The 15,661-nt window shown below is 60.6% G+C and carries 16 protein-coding genes, 1 tRNA gene and 1 pseudogene; 7 read left to right on the forward strand and 11 right to left on the reverse strand.

Annotated elements, in window-relative coordinates; translation table 11 throughout:
- Nucleotides 1-103 precede the first annotated feature (103 nt).
- Nucleotides 104-1,819 (reverse strand): thiamine pyrophosphate-binding protein, encoded by a 1,716-nt coding sequence (locus CJD35_RS02750; RefSeq protein ID WP_244917203.1) that lies wholly within the window; start codon nt 1,817-1,819, stop codon nt 104-106.
- A 103-nt stretch (nt 1,820-1,922) separates the two neighbouring features.
- On the opposite strand from CJD35_RS02750, the gene CJD35_RS02755 reads away from it, so the two are divergent.
- Entirely contained in the window at nt 1,923-2,696 is a 774-nt protein-coding gene (locus CJD35_RS02755) for a hypothetical protein (protein ID WP_157742272.1), read from the forward strand.
- Between the two features lie 59 nt (nt 2,697-2,755).
- Here the strand turns inward: CJD35_RS02755 and CJD35_RS02760 are convergent, their stop codons facing one another.
- The 7 genes from CJD35_RS02760 to CJD35_RS02790 form a co-directional block, all read right to left on the reverse strand.
- Nucleotides 2,756-3,364: a flavodoxin family protein gene (locus CJD35_RS02760; RefSeq protein ID WP_095686784.1), complete on the reverse strand. Its 609-nt coding sequence runs from the start codon at nt 3,362-3,364 to the stop codon at nt 2,756-2,758.
- 65 nt (nt 3,365-3,429) lie between these two features.
- On the reverse strand, nt 3,430-3,726 hold the full coding sequence (locus CJD35_RS02765; RefSeq protein ID WP_037506434.1) for a hypothetical protein: 297 nt from the start codon (nt 3,724-3,726) through the stop codon (nt 3,430-3,432).
- 11 nt (nt 3,727-3,737) lie between these two features.
- The gene (locus CJD35_RS02770) at nt 3,738-4,847 is read right to left on the reverse strand and encodes a catalase family protein (protein WP_095687179.1); all 1,110 of its coding nucleotides are present in this window, start codon (nt 4,845-4,847) and stop codon (nt 3,738-3,740) included.
- Nucleotides 4,848-4,875: 28 nt separating this feature from the next.
- A complete protein-coding gene (locus tag CJD35_RS02775; RefSeq protein WP_095686785.1) occupies nt 4,876-5,058 on the reverse strand; it encodes a hypothetical protein in 183 nt (60 codons plus the stop codon).
- A gap of 9 nt (nt 5,059-5,067) precedes the next feature.
- Nucleotides 5,068-5,850, reverse strand: coding sequence for an SDR family NAD(P)-dependent oxidoreductase (locus CJD35_RS02780; RefSeq protein WP_095686786.1), 783 nt, complete (start codon nt 5,848-5,850; stop codon nt 5,068-5,070).
- 11 nt (nt 5,851-5,861) lie between these two features.
- Entirely contained in the window at nt 5,862-7,052 is a 1,191-nt protein-coding gene (locus CJD35_RS02785) for a zinc-dependent alcohol dehydrogenase (RefSeq protein WP_095686787.1), read from the reverse strand.
- On the reverse strand, nt 7,052-7,627 hold the full coding sequence (locus CJD35_RS02790; protein WP_017500181.1) for an SRPBCC family protein: 576 nt from the start codon (nt 7,625-7,627) through the stop codon (nt 7,052-7,054). The genes CJD35_RS02785 and CJD35_RS02790 overlap by 1 nt, the downstream gene beginning before the upstream one ends.
- A 149-nt stretch (nt 7,628-7,776) precedes the next feature.
- On the opposite strand from CJD35_RS02790, the gene CJD35_RS02795 reads away from it, so the two are divergent.
- From CJD35_RS02795 to CJD35_RS02820, 6 genes are all read left to right on the forward strand, one after another.
- Nucleotides 7,777-8,706: an alpha/beta hydrolase gene (locus CJD35_RS02795; protein ID WP_244917204.1), complete on the forward strand. Its 930-nt coding sequence runs from the start codon at nt 7,777-7,779 to the stop codon at nt 8,704-8,706.
- A 159-nt stretch (nt 8,707-8,865) separates the two neighbouring features.
- Complete coding sequence (locus CJD35_RS02800) at nt 8,866-9,516, forward strand: DUF6766 family protein (RefSeq protein ID WP_244917205.1); 651 nt, start codon at nt 8,866-8,868, stop codon at nt 9,514-9,516.
- A 100-nt stretch (nt 9,517-9,616) separates the two neighbouring features.
- Entirely contained in the window at nt 9,617-9,874 is a 258-nt protein-coding gene (locus CJD35_RS02805; RefSeq protein WP_017500178.1) for a hypothetical protein, read from the forward strand.
- Between the two features lie 207 nt (nt 9,875-10,081).
- Complete coding sequence (locus CJD35_RS02810; protein ID WP_017500177.1) at nt 10,082-10,525, forward strand: hypothetical protein; 444 nt, start codon at nt 10,082-10,084, stop codon at nt 10,523-10,525.
- On the forward strand, nt 10,522-11,118 hold the full coding sequence (locus CJD35_RS02815) for a hypothetical protein (protein ID WP_017500176.1): 597 nt from the start codon (nt 10,522-10,524) through the stop codon (nt 11,116-11,118). Before CJD35_RS02810 ends, CJD35_RS02815 begins: the two co-directional genes overlap by 4 nt.
- Complete coding sequence (locus tag CJD35_RS02820; RefSeq protein WP_174703636.1) at nt 11,067-11,648, forward strand: hypothetical protein; 582 nt, start codon at nt 11,067-11,069, stop codon at nt 11,646-11,648. Before CJD35_RS02815 ends, CJD35_RS02820 begins: the two co-directional genes overlap by 52 nt.
- Before the next feature lie 17 nt (nt 11,649-11,665).
- Here CJD35_RS02820 and CJD35_RS02825 read toward each other — a convergent pair whose 3' ends face one another.
- From CJD35_RS02825 to recJ, 3 genes and pseudogenes are all read right to left on the reverse strand, one after another.
- The gene (locus CJD35_RS02825) at nt 11,666-13,609 is read right to left on the reverse strand and encodes a site-specific integrase (RefSeq protein WP_081600891.1); all 1,944 of its coding nucleotides are present in this window, start codon (nt 13,607-13,609) and stop codon (nt 11,666-11,668) included.
- An 85-nt stretch (nt 13,610-13,694) separates the two neighbouring features.
- Nucleotides 13,695-13,769 (reverse strand) — tRNA-Glu (locus CJD35_RS02830).
- 101 nt (nt 13,770-13,870) lie between these two features.
- A pseudogene (gene recJ, locus CJD35_RS02835) lies at nt 13,871-15,636 on the reverse strand (single-stranded-DNA-specific exonuclease RecJ).
- Nucleotides 15,637-15,661: the final 25 nt, after the last annotated feature.

Below are 15,661 nucleotides of genomic sequence, written 5' to 3' on the forward strand. Positions count from 1 at the left end.
TGTGTCAACAAATGGCACATTGATCGAAATCAGGGAAATAGCTTCCTCTCCTGATGCCACCGAGTCTGCCAAGAAACCGATGTAGGCCTCTTCATCATAGCGGCTATTGCGGCGGTGAGCGCCTAAATGGTGAAAGGCTATTGATGGCCTGCTTGATCTTGGAAATGCCAAAGCGCGCCGCCTGGCCCGGCTCAATGTGGGGCATCGCGGGTATCTCATCAGGATCGACGATGGCATGAAGGATGGCCGGCCCCTCTGCCCCTAGCCAGCGGTCGACCGCAGCCGGAAGCTCGGCAGGCTTTTCAACGCGAAATCCCTGAACGCCACACGCCTGCGCAAAGGCGGCGAAATCCATGTTCGGGAAAACGGAGCCAGGCGATGGGGGCACGCCAGCCCCCTCCATTTCCAGATGGACAAGGCCCCAGCCGCTGTTGTCATAGACGACGATCTTGACTGGAAGCGCATGCTCTACCGCGGTCATGAATTCGCCGAGCAGCATGGTGAAACCGCCATCGCCCACATGCAATATCACCTGGCGTTGCAGGTCCAGCGCCTGCGCGCCATTGGCAATGCCAAGCCCTGTGCCGACCGCCGCATTGTTGAATGAGCCGGTAATTTGCTGACGGCCCGACTGGCGCAACCAGTTCGACGCCCACAAGGTCACCTCTCCAGTATCTGTCACCCAGATGGCATTGTCGCTTGCCCGGTCGCTGATCGCCCGGGCGACGACCTGCGGATGAAGCTTGTCATGTGACCGGTCGAGAGCAGCCTTTTCATCGAGCATCCTGTTCCAGGCTGCGCGGTCGGCGTTGACCTTATCCAGGAAATGCGTGTCGGACCGTTGCGGCAGGCGGTCGAGCAACAGGCGCAAAGCGGGCCTGACCGAACCCACCACGCCGAGCGTGACCGGCGTCCGCCGTCCAAGGGCAAAGGCGCGCTCGTCGATCTGGATGGTTTTTACGTCCTTGGGGAGAAATTCCGAATAGGGATAGTCGGTCCCCAGCATGAGTAGAAGATCCGCATCGGCAAGAGCATCGACACCGGGACGACCTCCGATGAGACCGACACCACCGATCCAGCGCGGGTCATCATAGGGGAGAATGTCCTTGCCACGATAGGTGTGGACAAGGGGAGCGTGGAGCCTGTCCGACAAGGCGCTGAGTTCGGCTGCGGCGCCATGGCAGCCATGGCCGCACAGGACGGCGACCTTGGTCGCCTCGCCGATTTGCGCAGCTATTCCTGCGACGTCCTCGGTTGCCGGCGCTACTTCGGGCCGCGGCCGCAGCGTGGCGATGCTCGCCACGGACGCGGTGACCTTCGCAGAAAAAATGTCCGGCGGAATCGAGATATGCGCGACGCCCCGATTGCCATAGGCCTGCGCTATAGCCTGGTGGATCACGGAGGCTGCCTGCTGGGGAGACGCAATGATCTCGCTATAAACCGCGACGTCGCCAAACAGCGCTACAGGATCATCCTCCTGCAAATAATCCGTACCACGCTTGGCAGATGCGACGCCGCCGGAAATGGCGAGCACCGGCGCGTGATCCTTGCGCGCTTCATATAGCCCGGACACCAGATGATTGGCGCCGGGACCAGTCGTGCCGCAACATACCCCGAGCCTGCCAGTCAACTTCGCCTGGCCGGTAGCCGCCAGGGCGGCACCTTCCTCATGCCTGACACCAATCCACCGGACGACCTCCTGGCGGCGGATAGCGTCAGTAAAGGGATTAAGCGCGTCCCCTACGATGCCGAAGACCTGATGGGCGCCAATCTGGCCGAGGGTCTGCACCAAAAGTTCGGCAACGGTCATCGACATCATGGCTTCTCCTTGTGAGGGGTACCAAGGAGACGGCTTGTGCTTCAGGATGTTCCGCCATCGATCAACTGCGTTGTCATGCGATCTTGCCGATGATCGGAGGGTCATGGGCTATTTGCAGGTCGATCCCGGTCCTCATGCGTCAGACCCGTTCTGCATCGGCGCCGCTCTGTCGGATGGCAGCAGCCGCCCGATCGACGTCGCGGCGGCGGGCTGGAGCACCACCGTCTATGACGATGCGATGAAGGAGGCGGTCTATCAGCGCGTCAAGTCGATGCCTTTTGTGGGACCGGCAGCCCCCGACCTGCGTTGTGCGGGGATCGCCCAGCGTCCTTTCAAAGTCTTTCGAACCTCGGCCGGATTTGAGGATGCCTATGTCGCTGCTAAAAGCCAGAAGGCTGCGCTGGAGGCATGGGGAGCAAGGTCGAACCTGTTCGCCAGCGGCATGGCTGAGATAGTCACGGATCCGCAACTCACCAAGGCGGCGCTCGCACAGCCAGGCAAGGTCATCCGGGCGCCTCGCGGCACGCCAGCGCAGCACCTCGCGGCTGCGGGCACCCCTCGGCCGCGCCGCGCCAAGTCGGGGCGAAAAGGGCAGGACGGGAACAGCGTGGCTCCCAGCCTGGTGCGAGCGAAGCCCAAACCAAAGCCCAGTCGGAGCAGGCTCGACAATGCTACGCATGCTTTGGAAAAGCAAAGGCGACAGTTCGCGGACGCTTTGTCGGAAATCGACCGTCGGATAGCTGACCTGCGACAAGAGCGGGAGACCCTCCGGTCAAAGCGGGATTTGGCTCTGGCTAAATTGGAAGAGCGGCGAGATCGGGAAGACAAGGCTTACCGATCCGCTCTCGACAGATGGCGGGGTCAGGCCGAGCCATAATCGGCAAATGGCGTCGTGCCTGGTTCCACCGTCTCAATCGAGTGTTAAAGCGCCGCGCATCATCCTGGATAAGGACTGGCTTTCAGGAGGCCCGCAAGATGCGCGGCATTGCCCGCCACCATCTTCGCGGTCTTGGTGACCATCTTTGGCGTTTCGTCCAGATCCTTAAAGTCCGTCGATCCCATTGCTTCCCCCACCCAATAGCATGCGGCCACAGCCGGGATCGTCCATCCGACGTCGTTCAGGGCCTGAAATAGCTGAGCGGATGAAAAATGGGCGCCGTCTTCGTTGCCGACGATCGCAGCCACAGCGACCTTTCCATAGCTTGGCATGCGGCCCTGCTCGTCAGTCTCGGACAAGAAAGCATCCATCCGCTCCAGCACGCGCTTGGCGACGCTGCCAACTTGGCCCATCCAGATCGGACCACCGAAAATCAAAATGTCATGAGCCAGTATCTTCGATCGCAGGGCGGGCCATTCGTCACCTTCCCCCTCGTCAGATTTAACGCCCGGCTTGATGTCGAGCGCCGCAACACGGACTGTTTCGGTCACCTCGACCTGCACATCTGCAAAGGCCTTTTCGAGGACGGCAATCATTGCATCGGTTGAACTCTCATCCGTTGTATCGGCCTTGAGCGTACAGTTTATCGCCAGCGCTTTGAGGGCCATGATCTTCTCCTGTTTGCAGATTAGGGCTTTGGTGCCTGGTCATGATTGCCCATGGAGACAGGAAATCAGGCGTTGCCTTTACGTCGCCGCGTTTCCCAACCCTTTTTTGCGGCAGCCGACCGGTCGGAAGCGCTCTGGCTGGAACCGCCTTTGCGTCCGCCCTTGCGCGAACTGTCATGATTTTCAGCCTTGCCGCGTCCGGAACCCGATTTGTTTCCGCCGCCGGATTCCTTATTGACCGTCGCCCAGGCGCGGCGCTCGGCCTCCTTGTGAGAAACGCCGCGATCCTCATAGCCCTCTTCGATATGGGCGGCCTTGCGTTTCTGCTTGTCGCTATAGCTCGACTTGTCACCTTTCGGCATCGCATCTCTCCTTATTCGGCATCGGGTAGCTGCGCATTTGACGGCTCATGGAAAGGGCAGCCGTTCAACCGCCCGCGCAGCTCGGACGACGCAGCATAGGCCACTTTACGCGCTCGCATCACCGCACCGAGCGGACGATGCGCCTTGATCCCATGCCAGGGGTTGAACGCTGTCTGATCGTCGAGCACTCGCGCTCTGTCCCAGGTCCAGCTCGGCTGTGGCGCAATGCTTATGACCGCGACCGCAACATAGGGATTGTCCTCTTCAGGCCAGGCAACCGACGCATCCTCGATCGGATTGGCAGCAAGATCACGGGCAAGCTGAACGCGTATTTCCCATTCACCGCCTTGCGCCGCCAGCAGGCTGGCAATCTCTTCGCGCAGCGCATCGTCACGACCGGCGATGTCGATTTCCTGGCCTTCGAGCGCCTTGAAATTCTCTGAGAGCGGGACGACGCCAAGTTTGGCGATATAGTCGCCATAACGGATCGGCGCCTGGGTGAAGAAGCTCTCGCCAAGGGGGTGGGTGTGGCGATGGCCGCCAAGCTGCTCAAGCAAGGCGCTCTCGCCGCCCAGTGCTTCGACGCCCAGTGCTTCGACGCCCTTCTCGGCCGTTCGAAAGACGGCAGATACTGCCTTTTTGAGTCCTTCGACCTTGTCGGTGGTCTTGGCGAGCAGCTTCAGGTTTGGGAGGAACTTCTTTGGACCTGGGGTCGGAAAGGCAACGCCATTAGCGAACAGGAAGTCCTGCGTACTGTCGCCTTCGCTCCCTGCCAGCCGCTCGCCTTCGACGCCGACGAGCTTGATTGCAAAGCCACGGATCAATGAGACGCTGTCAGGCAATATGTCGCCAGCACCGGTGGATATTCTTATCAGAGCATCATAGCTCTTCGGCTCGGCAAAAACGCCCTGCGCGTAGTGAGGCGGCAATCCTTCAAGCACGCGAACGCGCGCCTGAAGGAGGGCATGGCTCTTGGCATGGACGCCGCGAAACCCGTGGCCCAGATCACGATATGTGGTCTCAATGATCTGGCGGAAAGTATCCGCCAGTTCGGCATTTACGTCCGCCTCATCTTGGTCAATCCGTTCGACGTCGGGCGTATAAGGGATCGGTCTGATCATCGGACCTCCGGCGATAGTTTGAAACATCTCAATCCGGGCGGGCGCTGTCACGATCCCCGGCCGGATAGTCCTCGGGTTTCACCGTGCCGACATTAGGCCGGTCCTCGACCTTTTCGGAGGGCTTTCCCTTAGGCCGATCATCCTCAGCCTCATGGTCTGGACGCGCATCGCCGAGCGGCCCTCGCGCTACCTTGCGGGTGTCTTCGGACATCTCAGCCTCCTATTGCGCACTGCCGGGCTCAGCCATTTTACGATGCTGCTCAGCCAATATTGATTGTGGAACTAGACCCGCTGCTGCGACCTGCAGCTTGTTCGAGAAGCCCGAAACGATATGGCCCTTTCCGGCCAAGAGCCCGTCCCAGCCATCCTTTGCAACCTTGGCCGGATCGGCCTTGTTATCGTCGGCACCCACCGCAGTGTCGGCGCCCAGGCCGGCGCGGTCGAAAAATTCCGTGTCGGTCACGCCGGGCATCAGCGTCGTCAGCGTGACGCCCTTATGATCCTTCAGTTCATTGCGCAGCGCTTCGGTGAAATTGTCGATGAAAGCCTTGTTGCCGTTGTAGACCGCGTTGAAGCTGCCGGGAATGAAACCGGCGATCGAGCCGGTGACCAGAATCTTTCCCGCATCGCGCGCCACCATCTGGCCGAGCACCTTGTGAAGAAGGTAGATGGTGCCGGTGATGTTGGTGTCGATGACATGGCGCCAATCGGACAGTTGCTGGTCGAGAAACGCATGTCCCAGGCCATGCCCCGCATTGGCGCAGAGCAAGTCGACCTGTCGCCCGTCGGCGCGATCGAGCAACTGATCGACACCCTGGACGGTCGAAAGGTCCACCTCCAGCGTATCGACCGCAACGCCCAAGCTTGCGAGTCCAGCCGAGGCATCGGCAAAGGGCGTGTCGGCAACGACGAGGAGATCATAGCCATCTGCGGCCGCCAGTTTTGCCAATTCAGCGCCAATCCCGCTCGATGCGCCGGTGATGATTGCGAATTTATCAGCCATGTCTTTTCTCCTCACGCAGCGACGCGATCAAGGCCGGGCTTCAGCACGATCTTGGTCACCTCATTCTGCTGGTCGTGGAACATCTTGTAGCCCTTGGGCGCATCCTCCAGCCCCATGCGGTGCGAGATGAGGAAGGTCGTATCGATCTTGCCCTCGACGATCGCATCGAGCAGCGCGGGCATATAATGCTGGACGCTGGTCTGGCCGGTCTTAAGCGTCAGACCCTTTTCCATGAAGGCGCCCAGCGGAAACTTATCGACAAAGCCGCCATAAACGGCCGGCATGGAGACGCGTCCGCCCTTGCGGCAGGCATGAATGGCCTGTCGGATCGAATGGGTTCTGTCGGTGCCAAGGAACATCGACGCCTTGATCTGATCGACCACATTGTCGAGGAAGAAGCCGTGCGCTTCAAGGCCGACGGCGTCGATGACTGCATCAGGACCGATGCCGCCGGTCATCTCCATCAACGCCTCATATGTCTTCGATTCCTCATAATTGATGGTTTCCGCGCCGAAGCGCTTCGCCAGCTCCAGCCGATGAGGAAAATGGTCGATCGCGATCACCCGCTGCGCGCCCATCAGGAAAGCGGACTGGACCGCGAACAGGCCTACCGGCCCGCAGCCCCAGACGGCGACGGTATCGCCCGGCTCGATGTCCGCATATTCGGCCGCCTGCCAGCCGGTTGGGAGAATATCGGAGAGGAACAGGACCTGGTCATCATCCAACCCATCGGGAACGACGATCGGACCAACATCGGAAAATGGCACCCGGACATATTCGGCCTGCCCGCCTGCATAGCCGCCGGTCAGATGGCTGTAGCCGAACAGTCCGGACATTGGCTGGCCATACATTTCTTGGCCAATATCCTGATTATCGGCGGGATTGCCGTTATCACAGGCGGAATATTGGTGCTTGCCGCAATGGTAGCAGCTCCCGCAGGCGATGGTGAAAGGCACCACGACCCGCTGCCCCTTCTTCAACGTCGATTTTGCGCCGGTTTCGACCACCTCGCCCATGAACTCATGACCAAGGATATCGCCCGCTTTCATGGTCGGGATGTAGCCATCGTAAAGGTGCAGGTCCGAACCGCATATGGCGGTCGAACTGATCTTGATGATGGCGTCGCGCGGATTGAGGATTTCAGGGTCGTCGACGGTATCGACGCGGACATCATGCTTGCCGTGCCAGGTGAGCGCGCGCATCAGTTCTTCTCCTCGGCAAATTGCTTTGCGGTGCGGGCGGCAGTGGCGACCTCACCGGTTTCCATAAGCTGCTTGAAACGCCGCAGATCGCGCCGCGCCTGAATGGCCGGTTCACGCTGGAACATCTTGGCGACGATCTTGCCGATGAAGCCGGCGGGCGGATCATAGGTGATGGTAGCCGTGACGATGGTGCCGCGTTCGCCTGCGTCGCGAAATTCGATTCGGCCGCTATTGGGGACGTCAGCGCCTTCGACAGAAGTCCAGGCGATCAGTTCACCGTCTATCTCTTCTGTGATCACGGCATCCCATTCGACGGTCTTTCCCGCCGGCGCCTTCACCACCCAGTGGGAGCGTCCAGCGGCCAGAATGTCCACGCGCTCCACATTATCCATGAAGCTGGGCAGCTGGCTGAAGTCGCGCCAATAGGCAAAAAGTTCGGTGCGAGGGCGGTTGATGGTCACGGACTTGCCGATGAGGCTTTCATGGCCCGCCCCCTCAACGGCGGTTGCGGCCTCTTTCTTCTGCTCGCTCGACTTTGCAGTGGCCGCAGGGGCATCGTCTGTCGCATGGCTCATGGGCATAGCTCCTTGGACATGGGAAAATAGGCTGCGCCAGCATGTATGGGCGCATCAAAGGCGATCCTCGGTCTCGCCACCCATCAACGCGACGGTCTCGACAATAGTCCCATGACCGGCAGCATAAATCTTATTGATAGAGATCAGTTTTGGCACCGCGCTATGCGCTGGGCCGCGCCACAAATGGCCCCTCAAGCCTCTTCTGGTGTAAATATCCTGCCTTGGGCTGCTGGAACGGACAGTGGCGTGAGCCGTTCGCTCGGCCATCCCCACCAGTCGAGGAGTGTTCCATGAAGACCGTAATATTCGTCCATGGCATGTTTCAAAATCCTGTCAGTTGGCAGAAATGGACCAGTTATTTTAGCGAGAAGGGCTATGATTGCGTGGCGCCGGCCTGGCCGCTTCATGCGGGAAACCCAGTCGATCTGCGTGAGAGCCCGCCTGAAGGCCTGGGCGATCTCCACCTTCGTGAGGTGATCGAGGCGATCGAGGCCCAAGTGCGGCGTTACGACCTGCCGATCATGATCGGTCATTCGGTCGGTGGGCTCATCACCCAGATCCTGCTCAGTCGCGGATTGCTGTCGAGCGGCGTTGCGATCAATTCGGTCGCGCCTAACGCGATGATCGACCTCGACTGGAGCTTCATCAAGAACAGCGCGATCATCGCAAACCCCCTGAAGGGCAATGCGCCTGTGCTTATGGATGAAAAAACCTTCCATGGCGCCTTCGCCAACACGCTCAGCGAAGCCGAGGCTACAGCCGAGTTCGAGGCGACGGCTACGCATGACAGCCGCAATGTGCTGCGCGATTGCATGGGTGAGGATGGCAGGATCGATCTCGATGCACCCCACGCACCACTTCTTCTGATTGGTGGTGAAGAGGATCAGATCATCCCTGCGCACCTCACCGAGAAGAATTTCAAGGCGTACACGGATGCCGCGAGCCTGACCGAGTTTCTGCCCTTCGCCGGTCGCAGCCACTATATCTGCAATGAACCGGGCTGGCAGGATGTCGCGGAAGCCGCCTACCAGTTTATCGAGCGCAACAGCGTCGCAACCAGCGTCGGCGCGATCATCTGATAGCCCCTGCCGGTCCGCAGGCAGGGTGCCGCGGGCCGGCGCAGACTTGTCCATTCAACCCCGGACTGCTGCCCACGGAGTGTCGAGTGGCATTCTTTACCGACGGACCGAAAGCCAGGAAGCCGTCACCCACAGGATCATGAGGATTGAAAGATGGTCATGGTGCGGAACAACGGACTGACGCTCGTCCTGCTGTTGTTGTTTGGAGCGAGCATTATCGGGCAATGGATCGCGGGCTGGCATGTTCAGGTCGAAGATGCGCACCGCCATGGCGAACAGGCGCTTTCGCTCAGCGCCTACAGCTTCAGCCCCGAATTTCTCTCCAGTGTCTTTGAAAATTGGGAGAGCGAGTTCCTTCAGATGTCAGCCTATGTGGTGCTGACAGCTTTCCTCATCCAGCGCGGTTCGGCCGAGTCCAAGGACCCGGATGGCCCGCCGCGAGACGCAGACCTCGATCTCCAGGCGAGCAAGCCCGGTGCACCGAAAATCCTGCGATGGGGGCCAATCTGGCGCGCTCTCTATGCGCAATCGCTCGGCCTGGCTCTGGCCGCCCTTTTCGTCATCTCTTTCGTCATCCACTGGAGCCAAAGTGCCAGGGTGGCAGCGCAGGATGCAATAGCACATGGGGAAAAGCCGCTGACAACGATAGCCTATCTCGGCGATCCTCAGCTTTGGTTTGAATCCTTCCAAAACTGGCAAAGCGAATTTCTCTCGACTGCAGTTTTGGTGCTTCTATCCATTTTCCTGCGCCAACGGGAATCGCCGGAATCCAAGGCTGTTGCAGCCCCTCATAACCAGACGGGCGAGTAAGCAGATGTGGATGGCTCCATACTCCCGACCTCCATCCTTTTTGCGAGTCGTTAGCGAGGAACCATAGTCTGATCTCGCGGCGAACGGCATCGCGGCCTGCGTGGGCGAGGCGAAGGAAAAATTCGGATCGCTCCGGGTTCATCTCGAGCCCAGGGTTCCCGAAGCACAACCCTATATCGCCGCAGCCGAAGAGCGGTCCGCGGTGACCTGCCAAAAATGCGGCGATCCGGGTGAAATGCTGATGCGTAATCGCATCGTTGCCACCCTCTGTCCGGTCCATGGCGCGGGCTTTTCCAAGCCAGAACGACCGCCGGTGGTCACGGTTTACATGAAGTCGGAGGACATCTCGGACGAGTAGGCGCCGCTGTTGCGGCGAAGACCAAATTCGAAGTGGCTCAGGTAGCTGAGCAAATGGAATGAAAAAAAGGGGCAAGGCGCGGCACCGCTCGGCTGCCGCGCGCCCTCAACGCGAAAGTCTCTCAATATGCAGGATAATGTTACACCGTGCTCCTTCGGGAGCGCGAACGGCTTGCCGTGGATCAAAGCTGCAACCCATCGCGCCATCATGATGCTGGCGGCAGATATTGGCGGGCCGGTCGACTTCAGCCCGGAGCGGCGCTTCCCGGACACGCAGCATGCCGTGCTGCTGGAGGGCGCCAATCTCCTGATCGTCGGGACCCGGACCGGGCCGAATATCGGGCTAAATGACGTCAGCGCGGTCGCGAGGCCGTATGGTATGGACCTGCTGCTCGCGCGCTTCTCTGGTCCAGTCGCGAAATACGACATTTACCGTTGCAAAGACGACCAGTGGTTCACCGGCTATCAGCGCGCATGGTTTGAGGATCGCTTCTGGTTCTGCCCGCCCGATGATGCCGATCAGCCATTCATCCTGGCACACAGGCGCGGCCTGCAATTCTCCTCCCATGCGCCTTTCCCCGACGCCCGGCGTTTCGAGGCCGGCCTCTCGCTGGCGGGGCAGACCAGCACGCAGTGGCAGGAGGCGGCATGAGCAAAGCCAAATCGAAGCCTGCCACGGCCGACCAACCGGGGTTCCTGTCCTTCTTTCCGCTGGATCCTGCCAAGGACGGGAGCTTCAAATATATCCGCTACTTTTACAAGCAGGATGTCCATCGTGCCGGAATAGCCGACATGGTTATGGCGAAGCTGACGCCCGCCGGGCACCAGGCATCGCGTCATGACCTGCTGCTGCCTGACGCAGCCAGCGGTGAATATATGGACCTCAACTATCTGCTGCAGCGCTATGATGCGATGCTGCCCGCGGCTGAGCGGAACGGCTACGCCCAGTTTACCCTGACACTGCCATCAGATCAGCCACCGCATGTGGGATGGGAGCAGGTGCGAGCGTGGGTTCGGAGCTATTTTGTGCGTCAGGAGCAGCTCGCCGCACTGATGGTTCTCCATCTGCCCTATCTGGCGGGGTCATCAAATGCCGCTCACATCCATATCCTGCTCCCGGGGCGCCGGCTTTCGATGAATGGGTTTACCGGCCAGGCCCGCGACGTCTGCTCGGACGGTGGCTGCCATAATGCATGGAACGCATGGCTCAGCTTTCAGAAGGAAGGCGGCTCATGCGGGAAGTGACGATGATAGATCTGCCCCATGGCTGGCGCTATGGCTTTCCCAAGCCCCTCACTCTTGGTGAGGGGCAGAGCCTGCAGGACTGGTTGATCGAAAACGGATACCCCCAGGCCGAGATCGACATCTTCGGAATCGGTCATCTGCCTTGCCGATACTGGACGCGGGAAATCGAGGAACCGCCGCCTTACGAACTGAACGTACACGACATAGGGGAGAGGAGGAAGCTCATCCTGGCCCGCCGTCATGTCGCCGCGCTTCGGGCCAATCTGGACCTCATCATTCAGGCGCAGGCGGAGAATGACCGGCAGTTGGCAAGCCGCCGCGCGACCATTGGAAATAGGGCATGGCGTCTTCTATTGAGGCGATCCATCGATGAGATAATCGCCTACATGCTTCAGAAGTCTCCGACCGGGACGATGCGGCGTTCCACCAGTCCATGCTCGATGATCCTGCAGCCCGAGCCAGAGGCCGAGCGGCGGAGGATGTGGCGGGCAGCCAAGGCTGAACTGATCGAGGAATATATCCGCGCATGACCAAGGGCTTTAATCAGTCATACCGTTTTGTGCTTGGCCATTCGAGTTTTGGCTGCAGCGATGACAGGGGCCCAATTGAGGCTTTCATATTCGATCATGTTCACCGCCTTGTGAAGTACGTTCAGTTCCGCGCCGGCGCCATATTTGCGTCCGACGCTGTCGGGTGCGTGCCCGGCTAGGAGATCTGCGACTTCCTCCTTCATCGATGTGTGCCGACAGGCCCGCCGCATGGAATGGCGGAAGGAGTGGAAGACCTTTTCCTGATCGGTAATGCCCAATCGGCGCAAATGTTTGATGAGGTCACGAGAAGCCTTCTTCGTCCGGTTGCCATATTGGTCGGCTTCAAGATCGGGGAACAGCCATTCCTGGCGAGCCTGCCGTTGCTTTTCGACATAACCAAGAAAGCCGGCTTCGATGATGACCCAGTGCAGGGCGACGTCACGATAGCTGCTGCTGGTCTTGGCGCCCTTGTTGGCGATGCCAGCCGCATCTTCTGCCTTGCGCTTCCGCCTGCTGTCTCGTTCGATCGAGGCATACCAGATACCTTTTTCGCATCGGATATTCTGAGGGCGTAGTTTGCCCATTTCCTCGATCCGCATGCCGCTTAACGGCGCGAGCATCAGGAGCCAAAAATAGCTATCAGGGAAGCTGGCATGGGGGTCGGTCATCATGTCATCCGAATAAATGATGTTCAGCTCATCCGGTGTGAACGGCAACCGAGCATCGACCTCGCTTTTGGCCCCCTTCACTTTGACGGTGGAGCCGGGATTAAACGCGATGAGACGAAGCGGATCGACGGCATGTTCCAGCGTGACCCGCAATCCGGTCACGAGCTTGCCAATCGTGGCGCCCGCCAACAGCGGTAAGTCCTGATCACGTGCAACATCGATCTGATCCAGCAGCGGCAGGCATGCCACATGCTTCTTCGGTCGCGTTGGTAGCCGTGCCATCGCCTCGCGAAAATCGATGATCATATCCCGGTTGACATCGACAACATCGATATCGCCGAAAAGTTCGACGAAACGACGGATAGAGACCCGCCATTCATCGCAGAGCTTTCGGGCTGAAGCGGGCTGCTTGGCAGCCCAGTCCTCATACACCTGGGAAATTGTCATCGCCCCTGTGGGCATGCCCATGATCCTTTGGCGGAGCGGGCTATCGTAGGCAGCCGTTCCCGCTGACGCAGCAGACGCTGGCTCAGTTTGGTTATGGGCTTTGGCTTGGGGAGCAATTGGTACAGTTCGCGCTGCAATTGAGGCTGGCGTCGGCCAGGATGCGCGCATTTCTTCCGCTTCTTTCAGTGGATATTCGTTTAACCGATCAAGGAGATAACGAGCAGCAATGGCGAATCGCGCATCATTCTGGTCGACCCTGAAGCCCGCAGCTTCAAAAGCTTCCTCAACTGTCGACTGGGTCACGGAAAGGAAATCGAGATGCAGAGCGCGTTCTACCGCTTCCTTGCCGGACAAAGCTCCCTTTCGGATAGCGGTCAATGCATCACGCCGCGAATGGATGAGTGCCTGCGTCGCAGAATCGCGATAGGCTGGGTAGGGGTTGCCCAACAGTGGATGACTATCGCCCGGCTTTAGGCCCAGATCTTCCAAGGACAGGCATTCGAGATGGTCCGCTTCGGCTAAGGCGATGCCCTCCAGCTCGTAGGAAATAGCTCTGTCCATGCTGCCTAACTCAACGGACAGCCTATTTAAATAGCCGTCGATCGCCTCGGTGCCGACAAGAGTGTCCCGTGCCTTGAGCTCAAGTTCGATTAATTCGAATTTTTTCAGCCAGTCATGCTGACGAGCGGCACACAGGCGTCGGGCCTCACCCAAGTCATCAGTGCCAAGTGATTGCTTGATTTCCGCCTTGCCAACCTGTTCCCGATAGCGGGGCGGCACGATCATGCGAAACCAATATTGCGAGGAGTTTTTGCGCTTTAAGGGGGAGATCAGTCGAGTGCTCATATGGACCACCTAAATGGACCACCAGACTTCTGTGTATGGGCGCACCTCCCGGAGTTTCTCGCAAATCTGCGGAAAATCCCCGAAATGGTGACCCCTACGGGAATCGAACCCGTGTTTCAGCCGTGAAAGGGCCGCGTCCTAACCGCTAGACGAAGGGGCCGTTGGCGGCGCCACCGGATGGCGCTGCGAAGCGAGGCGGGCATTAGGAGGAGACGGCGCAGGGGTCAACCCCCCTTTTTCCTGTGTCGGATTTCTCCACCCTCAATCCGCCCAGGCCGCGTCCTCCAGATGGAGTTCGGCGGCCGGGCGGCTACCCCAGTCGTCGATCTTCGCCCGACCCGCGACCCATAGCCGCCGGTCGCGCGGCGCGCCCAATATCGCCTGCCCCAGATCGGTCTCGGCCTGCCGGAAGGCGATGGTCTTGAATGAGCGGCCATCCTCCCCGCCCATGATCGCGCGCAAATGGCCGTTGCCCACGACATCGGCCTTGATCACGCGCATCGGCCCGGCAGCGATGCGGGGGGCTGGCCAGCCCGCGCCATAGGGTCCGCCCGCCTCGATCGCGGCGATAAAGTCGGGATTGACCCCGGCGGGGGCCAGCACGGCGTCGATCAGCAGCGCCCGGTCGTCGCGGGCGCGGGCGACGGCACCTGACAACCGATCGTCAAGGAAATCGGCCAGCGCATCGACCCGGTCCGCCGCCACGGTCAGCCCCGCCGCCATCGCATGACCGCCGCCCGCGACCAGCAGGCCGCTATCCTTGGCCGCCATCACCGCCGCGCCCAGATCGACCCCGCTGATCGATCGGCCCGATCCCTTGCCCACGCCATCTTCGTCCAGCGCGATGACGATGGCTGGGCGGCCTGCCTTTTCCTTGATCCGCCCGGCGACGATGCCAATGACGCCGGGGTGCCAGCCCTGCCCGGCGATCACCGCTATGGCGCGATTGTCCTGGGCCGTCAGCAATGCCTCGGCCTGCTCCTGCACCGCCGCCTCGATCGCGCGCCTTTCTTCATTATACTGGTTCAATTGTTCGGCGATCCGCGCGGCTTCGGCAGAATCCTGCGTGGTCAGCAGGCGCACCCCCAGATCGGCCTGCCCGACACGTCCGCCCGCATTGATTCGCGGTCCCAGCGCAAAACCCAGGTCATGGCATAGCGGGGCGCGGGTCAGGCGGCTGGCGTCGATCAACGCGGCCAGGCCAATATTGCGCCGCCGGGCCATCACCTTGAGCCCCTGCGCCACGAAGGCGCGGTTCAGGCCTTTCAACTGCGCGACATCGGCCACCGTGCCCAGCGCGACGATGTCCAGCAATTCCATCAGCGCCGGTTCGGCCCGCGTTGCGAACCAGCCGCGGGCGCGCAGCACCCGCACCAGCGCCGCGCCCAGAAGAAAGGCGACGCCGACCGCCGCGAGATGACCATGGGTTGCGGCCTCGTCCCCTTCATCCAGCCGGTTGGGATTGACCAGGGCCAGCGCCATGGGCAGCGCCGCGCTGCATTTATGATGATCGACCACGACAACATCGACTCCGGTGTCGCGTGCCATGGCCAGCGCCTCGAATGCCTGCGCGCCGCAATCGACGGTGACGATCAGGGTCGCGCCCTCGCCCGCCAGCCGCACCAGCGCCTCACCGGACGGGCCATAGCCTTCCATCAGCCGGTCGGGGATATAGGGTTTCGCCGAGAGTCCGAGGTCGCGCAGCAGGCGGATGAGCAGGGCCGCACTGGTGGCGCCATCGACGTCATAATCGCCAAAAATGCGCACATCCTCGCCCCGCTGCACCGCGTCGGCCAGCCGTTCCGCGGCGGCATCCATGTCGCGGAACAGGCTGGGGTCGGGCATGAAGGCGCGGATCGTGGGGTTGCGGTGCGCATCCAGCGCGTCGCGCGGACAGCCGCGCGCCAGCAGCAATTGCGTCACCAGATCGTCGGGCGCATAGCCCGGTTCGCGCGCATCCGCCCCCTCCCCCGCCATTTCCAGGGCTGGCCAGTGATGGAGCGGGAGATGTTGAGCGCAAATGTCATGCCGCCGCTCTAGTCGCTTGCATGC

Source organism: Sphingobium xenophagum, assembly GCF_002288285.1.
GTDB lineage: Bacteria > Pseudomonadota > Alphaproteobacteria > Sphingomonadales > Sphingomonadaceae > Sphingobium > Sphingobium xenophagum.

Bases quoted from the DNA above. Each gene is read 5' to 3' on its own strand.
- CJD35_RS02750 (WP_244917203.1), bottom strand. From the start codon at position 1,819: ATGATGTCGATGACCGTTGCCGAACTTTTGGTGCAGACCCTCGGCCAG.
- CJD35_RS02755 (WP_157742272.1), top strand. From the start codon at position 1,923: ATGGGCTATTTGCAGGTCGATCCCGGTCCTCATGCGTCAGACCCGTTC.
- CJD35_RS02760 (WP_095686784.1), bottom strand. From the start codon at position 3,364: ATGGCCCTCAAAGCGCTGGCGATAAACTGTACGCTCAAGGCCGATACA.
- CJD35_RS02765 (WP_037506434.1), bottom strand. From the start codon at position 3,726: ATGCCGAAAGGTGACAAGTCGAGCTATAGCGACAAGCAGAAACGCAAG.
- CJD35_RS02770 (WP_095687179.1), bottom strand. From the start codon at position 4,847: ATGATCAGACCGATCCCTTATACGCCCGACGTCGAACGGATTGACCAA.
- CJD35_RS02775 (WP_095686785.1), bottom strand. From the start codon at position 5,058: ATGTCCGAAGACACCCGCAAGGTAGCGCGAGGGCCGCTCGGCGATGCG.
- CJD35_RS02780 (WP_095686786.1), bottom strand. From the start codon at position 5,850: ATGGCTGATAAATTCGCAATCATCACCGGCGCATCGAGCGGGATTGGC.
- CJD35_RS02785 (WP_095686787.1), bottom strand. From the start codon at position 7,052: ATGCGCGCGCTCACCTGGCACGGCAAGCATGATGTCCGCGTCGATACC.
- CJD35_RS02790 (WP_017500181.1), bottom strand. From the start codon at position 7,627: ATGAGCCATGCGACAGACGATGCCCCTGCGGCCACTGCAAAGTCGAGC.
- CJD35_RS02800 (WP_244917205.1), top strand. From the start codon at position 8,866: ATGGTGCGGAACAACGGACTGACGCTCGTCCTGCTGTTGTTGTTTGGA.
- CJD35_RS02810 (WP_017500177.1), top strand. From the start codon at position 10,082: ATGATGCTGGCGGCAGATATTGGCGGGCCGGTCGACTTCAGCCCGGAG.
- CJD35_RS02815 (WP_017500176.1), top strand. From the start codon at position 10,522: ATGAGCAAAGCCAAATCGAAGCCTGCCACGGCCGACCAACCGGGGTTC.
- CJD35_RS02820 (WP_174703636.1), top strand. From the start codon at position 11,067: ATGGAACGCATGGCTCAGCTTTCAGAAGGAAGGCGGCTCATGCGGGAA.
- CJD35_RS02825 (WP_081600891.1), bottom strand. From the start codon at position 13,609: ATGAGCACTCGACTGATCTCCCCCTTAAAGCGCAAAAACTCCTCGCAA.